The organism is Psychroflexus sp. ALD_RP9, assembly GCF_017311165.1.
Lineage (GTDB): Bacteria > Bacteroidota > Bacteroidia > Flavobacteriales > Flavobacteriaceae > Psychroflexus.
This window is the reverse complement of sequence record NZ_CP062973.1, coordinates 1,708,462-1,723,718: the sequence shown is the minus strand read 5'-3', so window position 1 is coordinate 1,723,718 and position 15,257 is coordinate 1,708,462. Positions and strand designations below refer to the sequence as shown.

The following is a 15,257-nucleotide window of genomic DNA, read 5'->3' as shown; positions in this document are numbered from 1 at the left end:
ATTATGAGTTAAGCTGTTTAATAATTAAATTTAATTCTGTTTTTTTTAAATCAACATACAAGGGCAAACAAAGTATACGTTTAGCATAAGTTTGCGCGATGGGGCAAGTCTTAGAATTGATGTACGGCAAGTCTTCTAAACTTGGGTAAAAATAACGTCTTGGGAAGATTTGATGCGCTTCTAACTTGTCCTTTGCGCTCAGCAAGTCTACTTCTGATGGAAAAATGACTGGATAGTAGGCGTAATTCCATGTTGTATCTGCTCTCAATTTAAATTTGCTTAGTTTAGTCCAGTCTAAATGTTGGTCGTAAAATGAGCAAACGCGTTTTCGTTCTGCTAAAATATGCGCCATATAAGGCAATACGCTTAAACCCATCGCGGCTTGCAGTTCGCTCATTTTGGCATTCATGCCTAAACCGTGATATTTTTCGGGACCATCATGCCCAAAATTATGCCGATACCACATCTCTTGCCTAGTTGTTTCATCTTGGCAAAATAAAGCGCCGCCTTCACCAGTGTGAAATAACTTGGTGGCATGAAAACTACAAGTGCTCACATCGCCATAATTAAAAATAGATGTTCCCTTATATGTCACCCCAAAACAATGGGCAGCGTCGTAAATGACTTTTAAATCATGTTTTTTAGCAATGGCTTCAATGGCTTCTAAGTGACAAGGATTGCCATACACGTGAGTGGCTAAAATGCAAGTGGTTTTATCGGTAATGGCAGCTTCTATCTTCGTTTCGTCGATAGTAAGGTGATCTGGATCAATATCTACGAAAACAGGTGTGCATTTTTCCCAAACAATACTCGCCGTCGTGGCCACGTAAGAAAAAGGCGTCGTAATGACTTCACCTTGATTCGCATAGGCATTGAGTGCAATTTGAATCGGTAGCGTTCCATTGGTCATCGGGATGATGTGATTAACGCCTAAATAGCTTTTTAACTTTAATGAAAGTTCTTTATACAATTCGCCATTATTGGTTAACCATTGGTTATCCCAAACGCGCTGGGTCTGCTTTTGGTAATCTTCTAATGGCGGAAAAAAGGTTTTGGTGACGTTGATCATAATTACAAACTACTTTAACTATTAATAGCTTTAAACCAAGCATCACTCCTATCTGAGAAAAAATCAAATAAAAACCACTCAGTCTTTTGAATGTCATTAACAATCTCTTTACTCAAATAAGTATTGTAAGGTTTTTTAACGCTTACATTTTTCTTTTTTGAATTTAAAATAAAATTTATTAATTTTTTAGGGTAACCTAATTTTATTAATGTTGAATGAAGTTCTTGACTTAAATTTTCATTATTTAGAAAAGACACTTCAGGAAAATACTCATCAATTTTATTATTATTAAAGAAATTTGAGTCGATCACACTCAAAACTTCTTTTGGTTCATAAGCAAACATTTGTATAAATTGAAGCGATAAAGGTCCAATTTCAATTTTTGGCTTTACTTGTATATGATTATCTAACTTATCTTTAGCTAAGATTTTTGATAACTGTATATAATCTTTAAAACTAATATTAGGAAAATCTGGAAAATTACTCGAGACTAAATTTTTAAATCGGCTGTCACTTTTCCAATTTGGGTTTGCAAAATGTTTATATTCATATCTTGAAATATAAGCATAAAAAGGATTACGAATGATTGAGTATAATTTACTTCTTGAAAGATCATTTTTATGTACTTGGCTAACTGTTGTATGTTGATTCTTATTTTTATTAAAAAATCGATCTCTAATATTAGCTGAATTTATATTTTTAACACTAAGCCTTTTTCTTTTTAAAATATACCTATAATTTTTTAAGCTTTTGTTTATTTGACTAAAAGCTGATAATGTAAATGAAGAACCTGTTTTAGGAATATATAGAAAAATAAAGTCGTCTCCCTTTGTCATAGTTTTTTCCAGTTAAAATTTGGTTTAATTAAGGCCTTAGATTCTCCTAACCAAGCGCCTTCTTCTCTTTTGCCGTAGACGATGTTAAAACTAAGGATATCATTTAATGTAAACGACCTACTCCTTAAACCTCCTTTAAAATTAAAAACCAACATATCCACATAAAAAGCTTTTGCATTGAAAAATCCGTTTGGTATCTCAAGTACAAGTTTATTTCCTTCAATAAGCCCTAGGTTGTCTTTATTTAAATTAGAAACTGTCATAAAATCATTACCTGAAGAGTCTTTAAATTTTAAAGTCACTCTGTAATCTACATCTGATTTATTCGAGTATTTTAGCTCAAACAAGATTGGCTGATCTTCAAGTATTGGGTCATCAAAAGATGAATTTTGATTTTTAATACCAACGCTTTCAATCCTGAAATCATTTTCTTGTAAATCTAAATTTTTAAAATTAGTAAGTTCTTCACCAGATTTCAAATAGTAGTCTACACACTCATCTGCTGTACCTTCAAACACAGAAGTGCCATGTTCTAAAACGACACCGCGTGTACACAAACTTTTCACTGCCGCCATATTATGGCTCACAAACAAAACCGTTCGACCACCTGTGCCAGAGATGTCTTTCATTTTACCAATGGCTTTCTTTTGAAATTCAGCATCACCTACCGCTAAAACTTCGTCTACCACTAAAATATCGGGCTCTAAGTGTGCTGCCACCGCAAAGGCTAAACGTACTCGCATACCTGATGAGTAACGCTTCACAGGAGTATCTACATACATGGCGCAGCCGGAAAAGTCAATAATCTCTTCTTCTTTGGCTTTAATTTCACTTTTGGTCATCCCTAAAATAGCACCATTGAGGTAAATATTTTCTCGACCTGTCAACTCTGGATGAAAACCTGTACCTACTTCTAAAAGTGAAGCTATGCGGCCTTTGGTTTTAATACTGCCGGTGGTGGGCATGGTAACCCGCGATAAAATTTTTAATAATGTTGATTTACCGGCGCCATTTTTACCAATAATCCCCAAAACTTCGCCTTCTTTCACATCAAAATTAATATCACGTAAGGCCCAAACGTAGTCGCTTTCAGCTTTTTTAGAGCGGTCGTTTTCGGCTCCAATTTTCAAATATGGGTCATCTTTCCCGCGTACGCAGTGCCACCAACGGTTGAGATCGTGACCCAAAGTGCCCGTTCCTACCAAACCTAAGCGGTATTGTTTAGAGATGTTTCTGGCGGTTAGTATTGTTTTGTTCATTGGTTAATCGTTATTCGTGATTCGTTGTCTGTGATTCGTTGTCTGTGATTCGTGATTTGACTACTCACTACTCACCATTCACCACCCACTATTCACTACTCACTGGTCACTGATCACTGTACACTATTCACTGATTACTACTTTTTCTTTTTATATAATTTCTAAAACCAAATAATAATTTCCTTGTATTCATTATTTGTTCTTCAAATGTAATAGAATTTTTAAAGTAATTCTGATCAACAGCAATTAAGTATTGCGTTTCTACTTCAGCTAAAGACCCTAAACTAATCGCTAGGAATCTTAAAAGCTCTTTATCTGAATCTCTTCCTGAGCCTTCAGCAATATTTGAAGGCACTGAAATAGCTGATCTTAAAAACTGAGACTTTAGTATGAAATTTTCTTGCGCAGGTAGTTGGTTTGCTAAATCATAAGCCATAGCGGTCAGTTTCATAGCTTGCTTCCAGACATCTAAATCTTTATGATCCATCATTATTATTTTTTCGTGATCTGTTATCTGTGATTCGTTTTTCGTGATTCGTTGTCCGTGATTTGTGATTCGACTATTCACTACTCACCATTCACTGTTCACTACTCACCATTCACCACCCACTATTCACTATTCACTGCTAAACCGTATCAATAAAACTCTTCTCTGTCCTATTAAAAATAACCAAACCGACTAAAAAGACAACGATTGAAAAACCTAAGGCATAGAAAAAACTAAGCCAAGAAAATAAACCAACGTCCATCGTCATATAACGAAAACCTTCAATAATCTGAGCTAAAGGATTATATTTAAATGCCCAATAATATTCAGGTAAATCATTTTTCACTTTACTCATCGGAAACGGCACTGCCGAGAGATACATCAACAATTGCACAGCAAAATTTAGTAGCTTGGTTAAATCACGATACTTTGTGGTGAAGGCAGAAATAATCATCCCTAAACCTAAACCAGATAAGGCCATCATTAACACATAAACCGGAAACAGCAGTAAGTTGCTATTAGGACTCACTGAAGCGCCCGAACTCACATAAAACACATAAAACCCTACAAATATACTCAGTTGAATACCAAACTTCACTAAATTTGAAATGGTAATCGACATTGGCATAATGACTCGAGGAAAATAAACCTTTCCGAAAATATTAGCGTTTTTAGTAAAGGTACCTGAAGACCCAGTTAAGCATTCTTTAAAATAGCCCCAAGCTGAAATACCAGCGAGGTTAAACAAGAAATTAGGTACCGTACCTGTACTGACGTTAGCTACATTATTAAAAATTAAGGTAAAAATTACCGATGTAAATAAAGGCTGAATTAAAAACCATAGCGGTCCTAAAATCGTTTGCTTATAAACGGTAACTATATCACGCTTAACAAACAAGATTAACAAATCGCGGTAACGCCAAATTTCTTTAAAATTGAAATCAAGTAAAGGTTTATGCGGACTAATTTCATACAGCCAGTCTTGCTGCTCTGCAACGGTTGAAGGTTTTTTACTCACTTGTAGTCATTTAGATTGGTGTGTAAAATTAAGTTTTATTTATGAAACGCAAAAATCTTATTTTCGGTTAGTGGTTGTCTGTTATCTGTTGTCAGTTCGAGTGGTTTTTCTTGAAACCTTGTGGAAAGAAAAAGTGTATCGAGAACCTGTTATCCGTTGTCGGTTCCAAATTCACGGCGGCTGACTGTTTCGGCTTTTTCGCCGAAATGTATCGAAGCCTCGGTTGTCAGTTGTCGGTTTTCTGTTGGAGCTCTAAAACCACAATACAACGCAAACCTGTAAACGCCCTATCGAGACGAAAGCGCAAAATTAGCAGCGAAATTGTCGTTTAATTTTAGACTGTTTGAGTTAACGAGTTGTCAATACTCAATTAAAAACATTAAAACGAGTTTCTAAAATTTAGCCGATAAGCCTACAATTTAGCTTTTGTATCGTCAGCCTAGTCCCGATGCTTCGGGACGGGATTAGTTTCTCCCGAAACTTCGGGATTGGGCGATGCAAAAAAGAAAAGACATTAATAAACTCTTAAAAACTAATAGAGCACAACACATCTCGACTCCGCTCGATGCTAAACATACATTTAATAATCTGTTTTCCGTGAAGCGTGAATGGTGTAGTGGTGTAATAGTGTAGTTGTAAAATCGCTTTTCTGTTGTCCGTTGTTGGTTCCAAATTCACGGCGGCTGAATGTTCCGACATTTTCGTCGGAATGTATCGAAGCCTCGGTTGTCAGTTCGAGTGGTTTTTCTTGAAACCTTGTGGAAAGAAAAAATGTATCGAGAACCTGTTGTCAGTGTTTAGTGAATCGTGAATGGTTTAGTTAGCTTTAGGCGCTTTTTGCTTACGGCTAATAGCGCATAGCAGTAATCAGTTGTCAGTGATTCGTGAATGGTGAAGCTTTAGGCAATAGGATCTAAGCTTTTTTACTTACGGCATATAGCCTATAGCCTTTTCACAGATTAGCTTATTCATTTAGCTGAATTTTAAAAGATTCAAGCTTTTGAAGTGTCACTATAAACAGCAAATGATAATCGACTCTTAAGCATAGCTAAGTAATACTTTAAGTATAGCTTAAGTGTGGCTTAAGTATTAAAACAAAAAGCGCATAAAAAAGCAAAAAGCGTCAAAATTAAAAAACGAGAATATCAGCTAAATATTCTCGTTGAAAATTTAATCTTATTAAAAATGCTTATAAGCGTCCATCGACTTGCGCTTTAGGTAAGCAAGATTTAACATCGAATAAAACAGAATTTTTGTTTTGATAATTTGATAAATCAAGCTCTAAAAATTGATGATGTGAAACAGCAAGAACAACCGCATCATAAGTTGATGAAACTTCATCTAGCCTTAGCAAGTTAATATCAAATAGTGATTTAACTTCAGCTTTATCAGCCCACGGATCGCAAACATCAACTTGCATATTGTAAGCTTTTAACTCTTCAATCACATCAATTGCTTTAGTATTGCGGGTATCAGGACAGTTTTCTTTAAATGTAATACCTAAAACTAAAGCTTTTCCATTTTTTACCTTTGCTTCTTTATTTAGCATGAGTTTAATCACTTCAGACGCAACGTAACGCCCCATACCATCGTTCATTCGTCGGCCAGATAAAATAATTTCAGGATTGTAACCAACTTCAATGGCTTTTTGAGCTAAATAATAAGGATCTACACCGATGCAATGACCACCAACTAAGCCTGGTGTGTATTTAATAAAATTCCATTTGGTTGCGGCAGCTTCGAGAACATCATCAGTATCTATATCTAAGAGTCTAAATATTTTTGAAAGTTCATTAACAAAAGCAATATTGATATCACGTTGCGAATTTTCTATCACCTTAGCAGCTTCTGCAACTTTAATACTTGGCGCCAAGTGTGTACCTGCAGTAATCACTTTAGCATAAAGCTGATCGATATATTGAGCTACCTCGGGTGTTGAACCAGAGGTAACTTTTAAAATTTTTGTAACGGTATGGGTTTTATCACCTGGATTAATGCGCTCTGGTGAATAGCCCGCATAAAAATCGGTATTAAATACTAAACCAGAAGATTGTTCAAGCACTGGCACACAAACTTCTTCGGTTACACCGGGATAAACGGTAGACTCATAAACCACAATATCTCCTTTTTTAAGAACTTGACCAATGGTTTCACTAGCCTTAATAAGCGGTGTTAAAACAGGCTGCCTATTTTTGTCGGTCGGTGTTGGTACGGTAACGATATGAATATCTGCCTGAGACAAAACTTCAGCCGAAGCGGTAATTGTTAAGCCGCTCGCTTCATCTTCTTTCAAAACCGATTGCAACAAGTCATCTTCAACCTCTAAGGTGTGATCGTGACCTTGGTTTAGTTCATCAACTCGCGCTTTATTAATATCAAAACCAATGACTTTAAATTGTTCAGCAAAGGCCACAGCTAAAGGTAAACCGACATAGCCTAAGCCGATAATTGCAATACAGGGTTGTTTTTTCATTTTGGTTAAATTTATTTAATTAGTTTACGGATGCGTTTTTTTATTTTTCGCTTAATTTTTTTACGCCAAGAATAGGTTTTTTCAAGCTCATGATAGCCGTTGCCATAACGCCCATAACCATAACCACCATAACCGTAGCCGTAGCCATAACCGTAACCATAGCCGTAGCCATATTTGGCTTTATGCTCAAAGTAATTAAGTACAAAACTAATATTACTTACTTCGCCTTTTTGATACTTCTCGTTGATTAAACCTAGCATACCATTTTTAGTATAATTTTGACGTACGAGGTACAAATTAGCATCACTATATTTAAAAAGATTAACAGCATCTGAAACAAGACCTATTGGCGGTGTATCAAGGACGATATGGTCATAACGCTTTTTAAGTTCATCGATAAAAGCATCCATTGTTTCACCCATTAATAATTCTGAAGGGTTTGGTGGAACTGGACCAGAGACTAATAAGTCTAAATTATCATAGCTTGTCTGTTGAATAACTTCATCAAGAGACTTTTGTCCTATCAGATAATTCACAACACCTGTTTCATTCGTTAAATTGAAGTCATCAAAAATTTTCGGTTTCCGTAAATCTAAACCCACCAAAATGGTTTTTTTGCCACTCAAAGCAAACACTGAAGCTAAATTGATGGCCGTAAAAGTTTTACCTTCACCACTAACAGATGAGGTAACTAAAGTAGTTTTAGTTGCTTGATCTGAAGACTTTTGTTGTTTATACAGAAATTGTAAACTTGCCCGAATACCTCTAAAACTCTCAGAAATTGAAGATCGAGGTTTACTTAAAACTGCAAGATTAGAGTCCAGCGTACTTTTACCAATTAAGCCAATAACAGGGATTTGTGATAACTTCTCAATATCGGTTGGGTTTGAGATCTTATTATCTAACAAAACAATAATAAATACAAAAACCAAAGGAATTAGTGAACCTAACAAAATTGCCATAACATAATTAAGCTGGGTGTTTGGGCCAATTTTACCACCACCAGTATCTTTGGCTTCATCAATAATTTTAATGTCACTGACATTAGCCGCTTTTATAAGGCTAGCCTCATTTCTTTTTTGAAGGAAAATAGTATAGGTATTTTGACTGATTTGGAAGCGACGCTCTATTTTTAGCAATTCTTGTTGGTCTTTAGGTAGTTCACGGACTTCGGCTTCTATCTGTGCAATTTTAGTTTGCAAATCTCGACGCTGTTTACGCAATAAATTTCGAGAAGAACTCAAGTTTTCAAGGATAACCCGTTTTAAAGCATCAATGTTTCGATCGATATCAGCGAAATTAGGCATTTTAGATTTTAAGCCATAACTATAACTTCCTCTTTTTAATGATAACTCAACTATTTTAGCAACCGCATCACTAATGCTAGATTCTTCAATCCCAGCGACTGATGGTGCAGGCAAATTAGAATAATCAGTGCGTTTAACTAGGTAGGTTTCGAGATCATCATAATAATCTAATTGGCGTTCAAGAGCAATAATCTCGTTATCGTATTCTCTTAGTTTCGATTTTAAATTGGCACTCTCCTCAGTTAAATCAATGATATCATTTTCAATTTTAAATTGATTTAACTCTCGTTCTACATCTGAAAGCTCTTTAGACTTTTCAGTCAAAATACTATCAACAAAGCGGATTGTTTTAGTGGCAAATAAGTTTTTCCGTTCTAGAGCATCCTGACTTAAAACTTTAACTGTTGTGTTAAGATAATCTACTAATTCAGCTTTATTTCCTCCAGTAAGGCTCAAGTTAATGATAGAAGAACCTTTAGATTCTGTATTAATTTGAATATCTTGGTAGCGCTTAACGGTAGGATAAAAACCATTGAACTGAACAGTGTATGGCTTATTAACAATAATTGGGTTTCCATTTAACAAGACTCTCCCTTTAAAAAAAGGTGTATTAATAGTATCATTAAATTGCAGTACCTTTCTATAAACCTGATTCGGAATTACTTTTTGCTTAGATTCAATTGTGCTGTATTTAGTAAAGTCGATTGTTTTTTCAGCTTCTTCTAAATCTTTAAATTCAACTTTAAACTCAAATTGGGTTGAATCAAGTACCTTTATTTGAAATGGTACACCTTTAGCTTGATACTTTAAGGTGTCATCAAAAAAATAGAACGGGACTTCGTCATAAGCATTAACTTGTTGATATTCTCCTTCCTTGGAGTAAGAAATGTAAGAACGTAATTTCCTGACAACCTTTTCATTATGAGTTCTTGTAGATAAAGTGGTCACAACTGTTGAAACTTTGTCTGAAACACCTCCATAATTAAAGGTTAAACTAGTGTTAGCCGTAAACAAAGGGTTGCTATCATCTTTAACGGTAATCATACTACCAATTTTATATACGGGTAGTTTTCTAACATTAATGTAGTAGGCTATCCCTAAGCCAATAAGCACACAAACAATTACTAAGTACCAATAACTCAATATTTTAAAGATAAATCCTTTAAAATCGAAATTAGTGGTTTTGTCTTCTAACTCAAATTCTTCCTCCATATTTACAATCTCAATAAAATAATAGTTATAGAGGTAACCACACCTAAAATTGTCGTAAAAATAGCAAATGCATTCTCGCCTAAACCAATAGCCTTTTGAGGAAGTGTATCAACAATGATTACATCATTAGGTTGAATATAATATTCATCTGAGGATAAAGCAGAAATATCGGTGAGGTCAACATTAAGCATTTGCTGACCGCCAGGATATTGCCTTAAAATGCGAACATTTTTACGATCTCCATAAGTTGAAATATCTCCTGCATTGGCAATAGCTTCCATAATTGTGACTTGTTCTTTATAAATCACTTGACTTCCAGTGCCAATTTCACCGATGGTTGTATATCTTAAACCAGCTAACTTAACAGTTACAAATATATTAGCCTCTTTTTTAAAATAATCTTTTAACAACTTGGTCTTTAAAGCCTGCTCAATTTCTTCCAGAGTTAACCCAATAACTTTAACTTTGCCGAGCGTAGGGACGTCAATTTCACCTCTACGATCAACTAAAAAACCATCAAAATAAGCTTGCTCTTCAGTAGTTGCATTATTATTAACATTAGATACAGGATTGAACATTCCAACAACTTCTTGATCAAGCGCTTTAAAACGGACACTTAATAAATCATTGATTTGAACACGATAAGGTTCAGGGAGTTCTCTAAGCTGAAGGATAGAGTCTATGCTTTGCTTATCCTTGTTATTAGTTTGCAAATAATTTAAACGCTTAGTACTTATACAAGAGCTTAGAAAAACAACTGAAAGAAACAGAAGAAGGATAGGTTTACTCATTAACGACTAGTTATTTCTAATAGACAAATATAGTTTTTAGAATTTGAAAACAAAACTATCCGAATAAATTAAACTCAAAAAAAAAGCCTTTCCTAAGGAAAAGCTTCTACAAAGTATTAACTCTGATTTAATTGAATAATTAAATTATTCACAACACAACAAATTAAATGCGGTCTGGACGAGACTCGAACTCGCGACCCCCTGCGTGACAGGCAGGTATTCTAACCAACTGAACTACCAGACCATTTTACTTTTGCGATTGCAAATATAAGCTCAATTTTTAATTCTACAATGGTTTATACTCCATATTTTTAATAAAAAAAACAATTAATGTTTAATTATCTGTTTTCCAACAAAGTAAGATCTTAAAAAAGTTTCGATAGGTTGATTAATATCTACACTGTAAAAAGGAAAACCTTGCTTATTTGCTAAATCTTTGATTCTATGTAAATAATCAAGAACTTCTTTTTTGTATAAATGCTTTAGTTTATCGATTTGTATATTCTCATTAAGTTCATATTCTAAATCATAAAGATTTAATGTGTCCGAATTCAAAAAATTTAAATTTAATTCTGTCTTGAAATCTAAAACATTAAAAACAATAAGACTATGGCTTTTAAATTTGAAGTATTTGAATGCATCAAGAATATCTTGAGGGTTATTTGAAAGAAAATCACTAAACATTACAACTACAGAACGCTTAGGAAGTGTATTTGCGATTTGTTCAAAGTTTATTTTATAACTAGTGGAATGATTAGATTCATAAGGATGTAATAAGTTTTGTTCAAGATATCGTAATAGAAGATTATAATGAGTAACTGTATTTTTGGTATTAGATGAATAATTTATAATATCTGTAAAAGAACTTAAGCCAAATGCATCACGTTGTTTCAAAAGAATGTTCATTAAAACACTAATACAAATAGATGAAAATCCAACTTTTTGATTGTAGCGAGATGCTTCAACTGGATAATACATGGATTTAGAAATATCTAGTATAAAGTAGCAACGCAAATTAGTTTCATCAACATACTTTTTAGTGTAAAATTTATCAGTACGCGCATAAAGTTTCCAGTCTATATTTTTGGTACTTTGACCACTAATATATTGTTTATGTTCAGCAAACTCGGATGAAAAACCGTGAAATGGACTTTTATGTAGTCCTGATATAAACCCTTCAGTAATACGATTAATCAAAAATTGAAATTCTGTTAAATTATAATGCTCAAAAAAATTAGACATAAAAAAAGGTTTAGTCGATACTAAACCTTAAAGTTATAAATAAGAACAGATAAATTACAAATTACTATCTAATATTTCAACATATGTTTCCTTTTGTGCAACACCTACTTGACGTTTAACTAACTCACCATTCTTAAAAACTAAAACAGTCGGAATATTTCTAACACCGTATTTAGCAGCGAACTCTTGATTTTCATCGACATCTACTTTACCAATTATAGCTTTGCCATCATATTCATTTGAAAGTTCATCAATGATAGGAGCTAACATTCGACAAGGTCCACACCAAGCTGCCCAAAAGTCTACTAATACAGGTTTTTCACTATTTAAAACTTTTTCTTCAAAATTTGAATCTTTTATTTCTAATGCCATAATATTATTTTTTACAAAAATACTAAATATTAGATACATAAATAGTATGGAAGAGTAAATACTAAAAAATAAAAACCCCCTTTAGATTATTATTCTAAAGGGGGTTTAGTTAAAAGGAAGGCGGCGACCTACTCTCCCACGATTGTAGTACCATCGGCGCTAACGAGCTTAACTTCTCTGTTCGGAATGGGAAGAGGTGAGCCTCGTTGCTATAACCACCTTAAGTTGATCTGTTTACATAATAATTAAACAGTATGAGTTGACATAATCGGTGATAAAATAAGTTAGATACTAACTTTTATTATTAAAATTCATTAAAAGAGCTGTTATAATAAGCTTTTGGGTAATTAGTACTACTCGGCTATGACATTACTGCCTTTACACCTGTAGCCTATCAACGTTGTCGTCTTCAACGACCCTTTAAAGAAATCTCATCTTGTGGTGGGTTTCGCGCTTATATGCTTTCAGCGCTTATCCCTGCCAAACGTAGCTACTCTGCAATGCTCCTGGCGGAACAACAGATACACCAGAGGTTTGTCCAACTCGGTCCTCTCGTACTAGAGTCAGATCCACGCAAATTTCTAACGCCCACTGTAGATAGAGACCGAACTGTCTCACGACGTTCTGAACCCAGCTCGCGTGCCACTTTAATGGGCGAACAGCCCAACCCTTGGGACCTTCTCCAGCCCCAGGATGTGACGAGCCGACATCGAGGTGCCAAACCCCCCCGTCGATGTGAGCTCTTGGGGGAGATCAGCCTGTTATCCCCGGAGTACCTTTTATCCTTTGAGCGATGGCCCTTCCATGCGGAACCACCGGATCACTATGCTCTACTTTCGTACCTGATCGACTTGTAGGTCTCTCAGTCAAGCTCCCTTATGCCATTGCACTCTACGCACGGTTACCAAGCGTGCTGAGGGAACCTTTAGAAGCCTCCGTTACTATTTTGGAGGCGACCACCCCAGTCAAACTACCCACCAAGTAATGTCTCCCTATTTAGGGATTAGGCTTCAAACAAGTAAAGGGTGGTATTTCAACAATGACTCCACGATACCTAGCGATACCGCTTCAATGTCTCCCACCTATCCTACACATCACTTATCCAAAGTCAATACTAAGCTATAGTAAAGGTTCACGGGGTCTTTTCGTCCCACAGCGGGTAATCGGCATCTTCACCGATACTACAATTTCACCGAGCTCATGGCTGAGACAGTGTCCAGATCGTTGCACCATTCGTGCAGGTCGGAACTTACCCGACAAGGAATTTCGCTACCTTAGGACCGTTATAGTTACGGCCGCCGTTTACTGGGGCTTCAATTCAATGCTTCTCCGAAGATAACATCTCCTCTTAACCTTCCAGCACCGGGCAGGTGTCAGGCCCTATACGTCATCTCTCAATTTCGCAGAGCCCTGTGTTTTTGATAAACAGTCGCCTGGACCTCTTCACTGCGGCCCCACCGAAGTGGGGCGACCCTTCTCCCGAAGTTACGGGCCCATTTTGCCTAGTTCCTTAGCCATGAATCTCTCGAGCACCTTAGATTTCTCATCCCAACTACCTGTGTCGGTTTACGGTACGGGCTGCTTTATTCGATTTTCTTGGAAAGACCGCCTCTAGATTATCACCGCCACCGTAGCTTTGGCGTACTATCCCATACTTACATATGGTTCAACGTGCAATTCCGTCTGCACGCACTAGATTTGCTCTTCCGTCTCTTTTAATATAAAGCAGGTAGCAGAATATTAACTGCTTGTCCATCGACTACCCCTTTCGGGTTCGCCTTAGGCCCCGACTAACCCTCAGCTGATTAGCATAGCTGAGGAATCCTTGGTCTTTCGGTGTGCGGGTTTCTCGCCCGCATTATCGTTACTTATGCCTACATTTTCTTTTCTAAACACTCCAGAATACCTTACAGTACACCTTCTACGCCGTTTAGAATGCTCCCCTACCTCTCATAAATTATATCTATGAAAGCATAGCTTCGGTAATATACTTATGCCCGATTATTATCCATGCCTGACCGCTCGACTAGTGAGCTGTTACGCACTCTTTAAATGAATGGCTGCTTCCAAGCCAACATCCTAGCTGTCTATGCAGTTAGACCGCGTTTATTCAACTTAGTATATATTTAGGGACCTTAGCTGATGCTCTGGGTTCTTTCCCTCTCGGACATGGACCTTAGCACCCATGCCCTCACTGATAGCTATCATTTTATAGCATTCGGAGTTTGTCAGGAATTGGTAGGCGGTGAAGCCCCCGCATCCAATCAGTAGCTCTACCTCTATAAAACTATTACTATCGCTGCACCTAAATGCATTTCGGGGAGTACGAGCTATTTCCGAGTTTGATTGGCCTTTCACCCCTACCCTCAGGTCATCCCAAGACTTTTCAACGTCAACGGGTGCGGTCCTCCACTTTGGGTTAACAAAGCTTCAACCTGCCCAAGGGTAGATCACACGGTTTCGCGTCTACCAATGCTAACTTAATCGCCCTATTCAGACTCGCTTTCGCTACGACTACTTGACTGAATCAATTAGTCTTGCTAACACCGGTAACTCGTAGGCTCATTATGCAAAAGGCACGCCGTCACCCCTAAAGGCTCCGACCGCTTGTAAGCGTATGGTTTCAGGTTCTATTTCACTCCTTTATTCAAGGTTCTTTTCACCTTTCCCTCACGGTACTAGTTCACTATCGGTCTCTCAGTAGTATTTAGCCTTAGCGGATGGTCCCGCTTGATTCATGCAAGGTTTCTCGTGCCCCACACTACTCAGGATACTACTATTAATTAAACCTTTACCTATACAGGACTTTCACCTTCTTCGGTTTAGCTTTCCAGCTAATTCTAATTACAGTATAATTAAATATCGTAGTCCTACAACCCCATATATGCCGAAACATATATGGTTTGGGCTGTTTCACTTTCGCTCGCCGCTACTCGCAAAATCACTATTGTTTTCTCTTCCTCTGGTTACTTAGATGTTTCAGTTCACCAGGTTAGCCTCTACCTTAAGTAGATACTATGCCTTCAACATAGCAGGTTGCCCCATTCGGATATCTGCGGATCAATTCGTATGTGCCAATCCCCACAGCTTTTCGCAGCTTGTCACGTCCTTCTTCGCCTCTGAGAGCCTAGGCATCCCCCATACGCCCTTAATAAGCTTATTATAACTCTTAATATTCTCTCTTATTTATT

At 36.5% G+C, this 15,257-nt stretch carries 10 protein-coding genes, 1 tRNA gene and 2 rRNA genes; all 13 read right to left on the bottom strand.

The window, feature by feature from the left end; genetic code table 11:
* Position 1: 1 nt before the first annotated feature.
* A complete protein-coding gene (locus IMZ30_RS07950) occupies positions 2-1,069 on the bottom strand; it encodes a DegT/DnrJ/EryC1/StrS family aminotransferase (protein ID WP_207037787.1) in 1,068 nt (355 codons plus the stop codon).
* Positions 1,070-1,083: 14 nt separating this feature from the next.
* Positions 1,084-1,905 carry a sulfotransferase family 2 domain-containing protein gene (locus IMZ30_RS07945; RefSeq protein WP_207037786.1) on the bottom strand — a complete coding sequence of 274 codons (822 nt, stop codon included), beginning with the start codon at positions 1,903-1,905 and terminating at the stop codon, positions 1,084-1,086.
* Positions 1,902-3,164: an ABC transporter ATP-binding protein gene (locus tag IMZ30_RS07940; RefSeq protein WP_207037785.1), complete on the bottom strand. Its 1,263-nt coding sequence runs from the start codon at positions 3,162-3,164 to the stop codon at positions 1,902-1,904. Before IMZ30_RS07940 ends, IMZ30_RS07945 begins: the two co-directional genes overlap by 4 nt.
* Before the next feature lie 127 nt (positions 3,165-3,291).
* A complete protein-coding gene (locus IMZ30_RS07935; RefSeq protein ID WP_207037784.1) occupies positions 3,292-3,651 on the bottom strand; it encodes a four helix bundle protein in 360 nt (119 codons plus the stop codon).
* Between the two features lie 139 nt (positions 3,652-3,790).
* Positions 3,791-4,669 (bottom strand): ABC transporter permease, encoded by an 879-nt coding sequence (locus IMZ30_RS07930; protein ID WP_207037783.1) that lies wholly within the window; start codon positions 4,667-4,669, stop codon positions 3,791-3,793.
* A gap of 1,189 nt (positions 4,670-5,858) precedes the next feature.
* On the bottom strand, positions 5,859-7,142 hold the full coding sequence (locus IMZ30_RS07925; RefSeq protein WP_207037782.1) for a nucleotide sugar dehydrogenase: 1,284 nt from the start codon (positions 7,140-7,142) through the stop codon (positions 5,859-5,861).
* Positions 7,143-7,153: 11 nt separating this feature from the next.
* Positions 7,154-9,661 carry a GumC family protein gene (locus IMZ30_RS07920; RefSeq protein ID WP_207037781.1) on the bottom strand — a complete coding sequence of 836 codons (2,508 nt, stop codon included), beginning with the start codon at positions 9,659-9,661 and terminating at the stop codon, positions 7,154-7,156.
* A 2-nt stretch (positions 9,662-9,663) separates the two neighbouring features.
* Complete coding sequence (locus IMZ30_RS07915; protein WP_207037780.1) at positions 9,664-10,452, bottom strand: polysaccharide biosynthesis/export family protein; 789 nt, start codon at positions 10,450-10,452, stop codon at positions 9,664-9,666.
* A 170-nt stretch (positions 10,453-10,622) separates the two neighbouring features.
* A tRNA-Asp gene (locus IMZ30_RS07910) sits at positions 10,623-10,696 on the bottom strand.
* A gap of 83 nt (positions 10,697-10,779) precedes the next feature.
* A complete protein-coding gene (locus IMZ30_RS07905) occupies positions 10,780-11,694 on the bottom strand; it encodes a DUF58 domain-containing protein (RefSeq protein WP_207037779.1) in 915 nt (304 codons plus the stop codon).
* Positions 11,695-11,748: 54 nt separating this feature from the next.
* Complete coding sequence (gene trxA, locus IMZ30_RS07900; protein WP_207037778.1) at positions 11,749-12,066, bottom strand: thioredoxin; 318 nt, start codon at positions 12,064-12,066, stop codon at positions 11,749-11,751.
* 115 nt (positions 12,067-12,181) lie between these two features.
* A 5S ribosomal RNA gene (rrf, locus tag IMZ30_RS07895) occupies positions 12,182-12,289 on the bottom strand.
* A gap of 104 nt (positions 12,290-12,393) precedes the next feature.
* Positions 12,394-15,229, bottom strand: a 23S ribosomal RNA gene (locus IMZ30_RS07890).
* Positions 15,230-15,257 lie beyond the last annotated feature (28 nt).

Excerpts from the sequence above, each read along its gene's own strand:
- trxA (WP_207037778.1), bottom strand. The coding sequence starts at position 12,066 with ATGGCATTAGAAATAAAAGATTCAAATTTTGAAGAAAAAGTTTTAAAT.
- IMZ30_RS07925 (WP_207037782.1), bottom strand. The coding sequence starts at position 7,142 with ATGAAAAAACAACCCTGTATTGCAATTATCGGCTTAGGCTATGTCGGT.
- IMZ30_RS07905 (WP_207037779.1), bottom strand. The coding sequence starts at position 11,694 with ATGTCTAATTTTTTTGAGCATTATAATTTAACAGAATTTCAATTTTTG.
- IMZ30_RS07935 (WP_207037784.1), bottom strand. The coding sequence starts at position 3,651 with ATGGATCATAAAGATTTAGATGTCTGGAAGCAAGCTATGAAACTGACC.
- IMZ30_RS07940 (WP_207037785.1), bottom strand. The coding sequence starts at position 3,164 with ATGAACAAAACAATACTAACCGCCAGAAACATCTCTAAACAATACCGC.
- IMZ30_RS07945 (WP_207037786.1), bottom strand. The coding sequence starts at position 1,905 with ATGACAAAGGGAGACGACTTTATTTTTCTATATATTCCTAAAACAGGT.
- IMZ30_RS07920 (WP_207037781.1), bottom strand. The coding sequence starts at position 9,661 with ATGGAGGAAGAATTTGAGTTAGAAGACAAAACCACTAATTTCGATTTT.
- IMZ30_RS07950 (WP_207037787.1), bottom strand. The coding sequence starts at position 1,069 with ATGATCAACGTCACCAAAACCTTTTTTCCGCCATTAGAAGATTACCAA.
- IMZ30_RS07915 (WP_207037780.1), bottom strand. The coding sequence starts at position 10,452 with ATGAGTAAACCTATCCTTCTTCTGTTTCTTTCAGTTGTTTTTCTAAGC.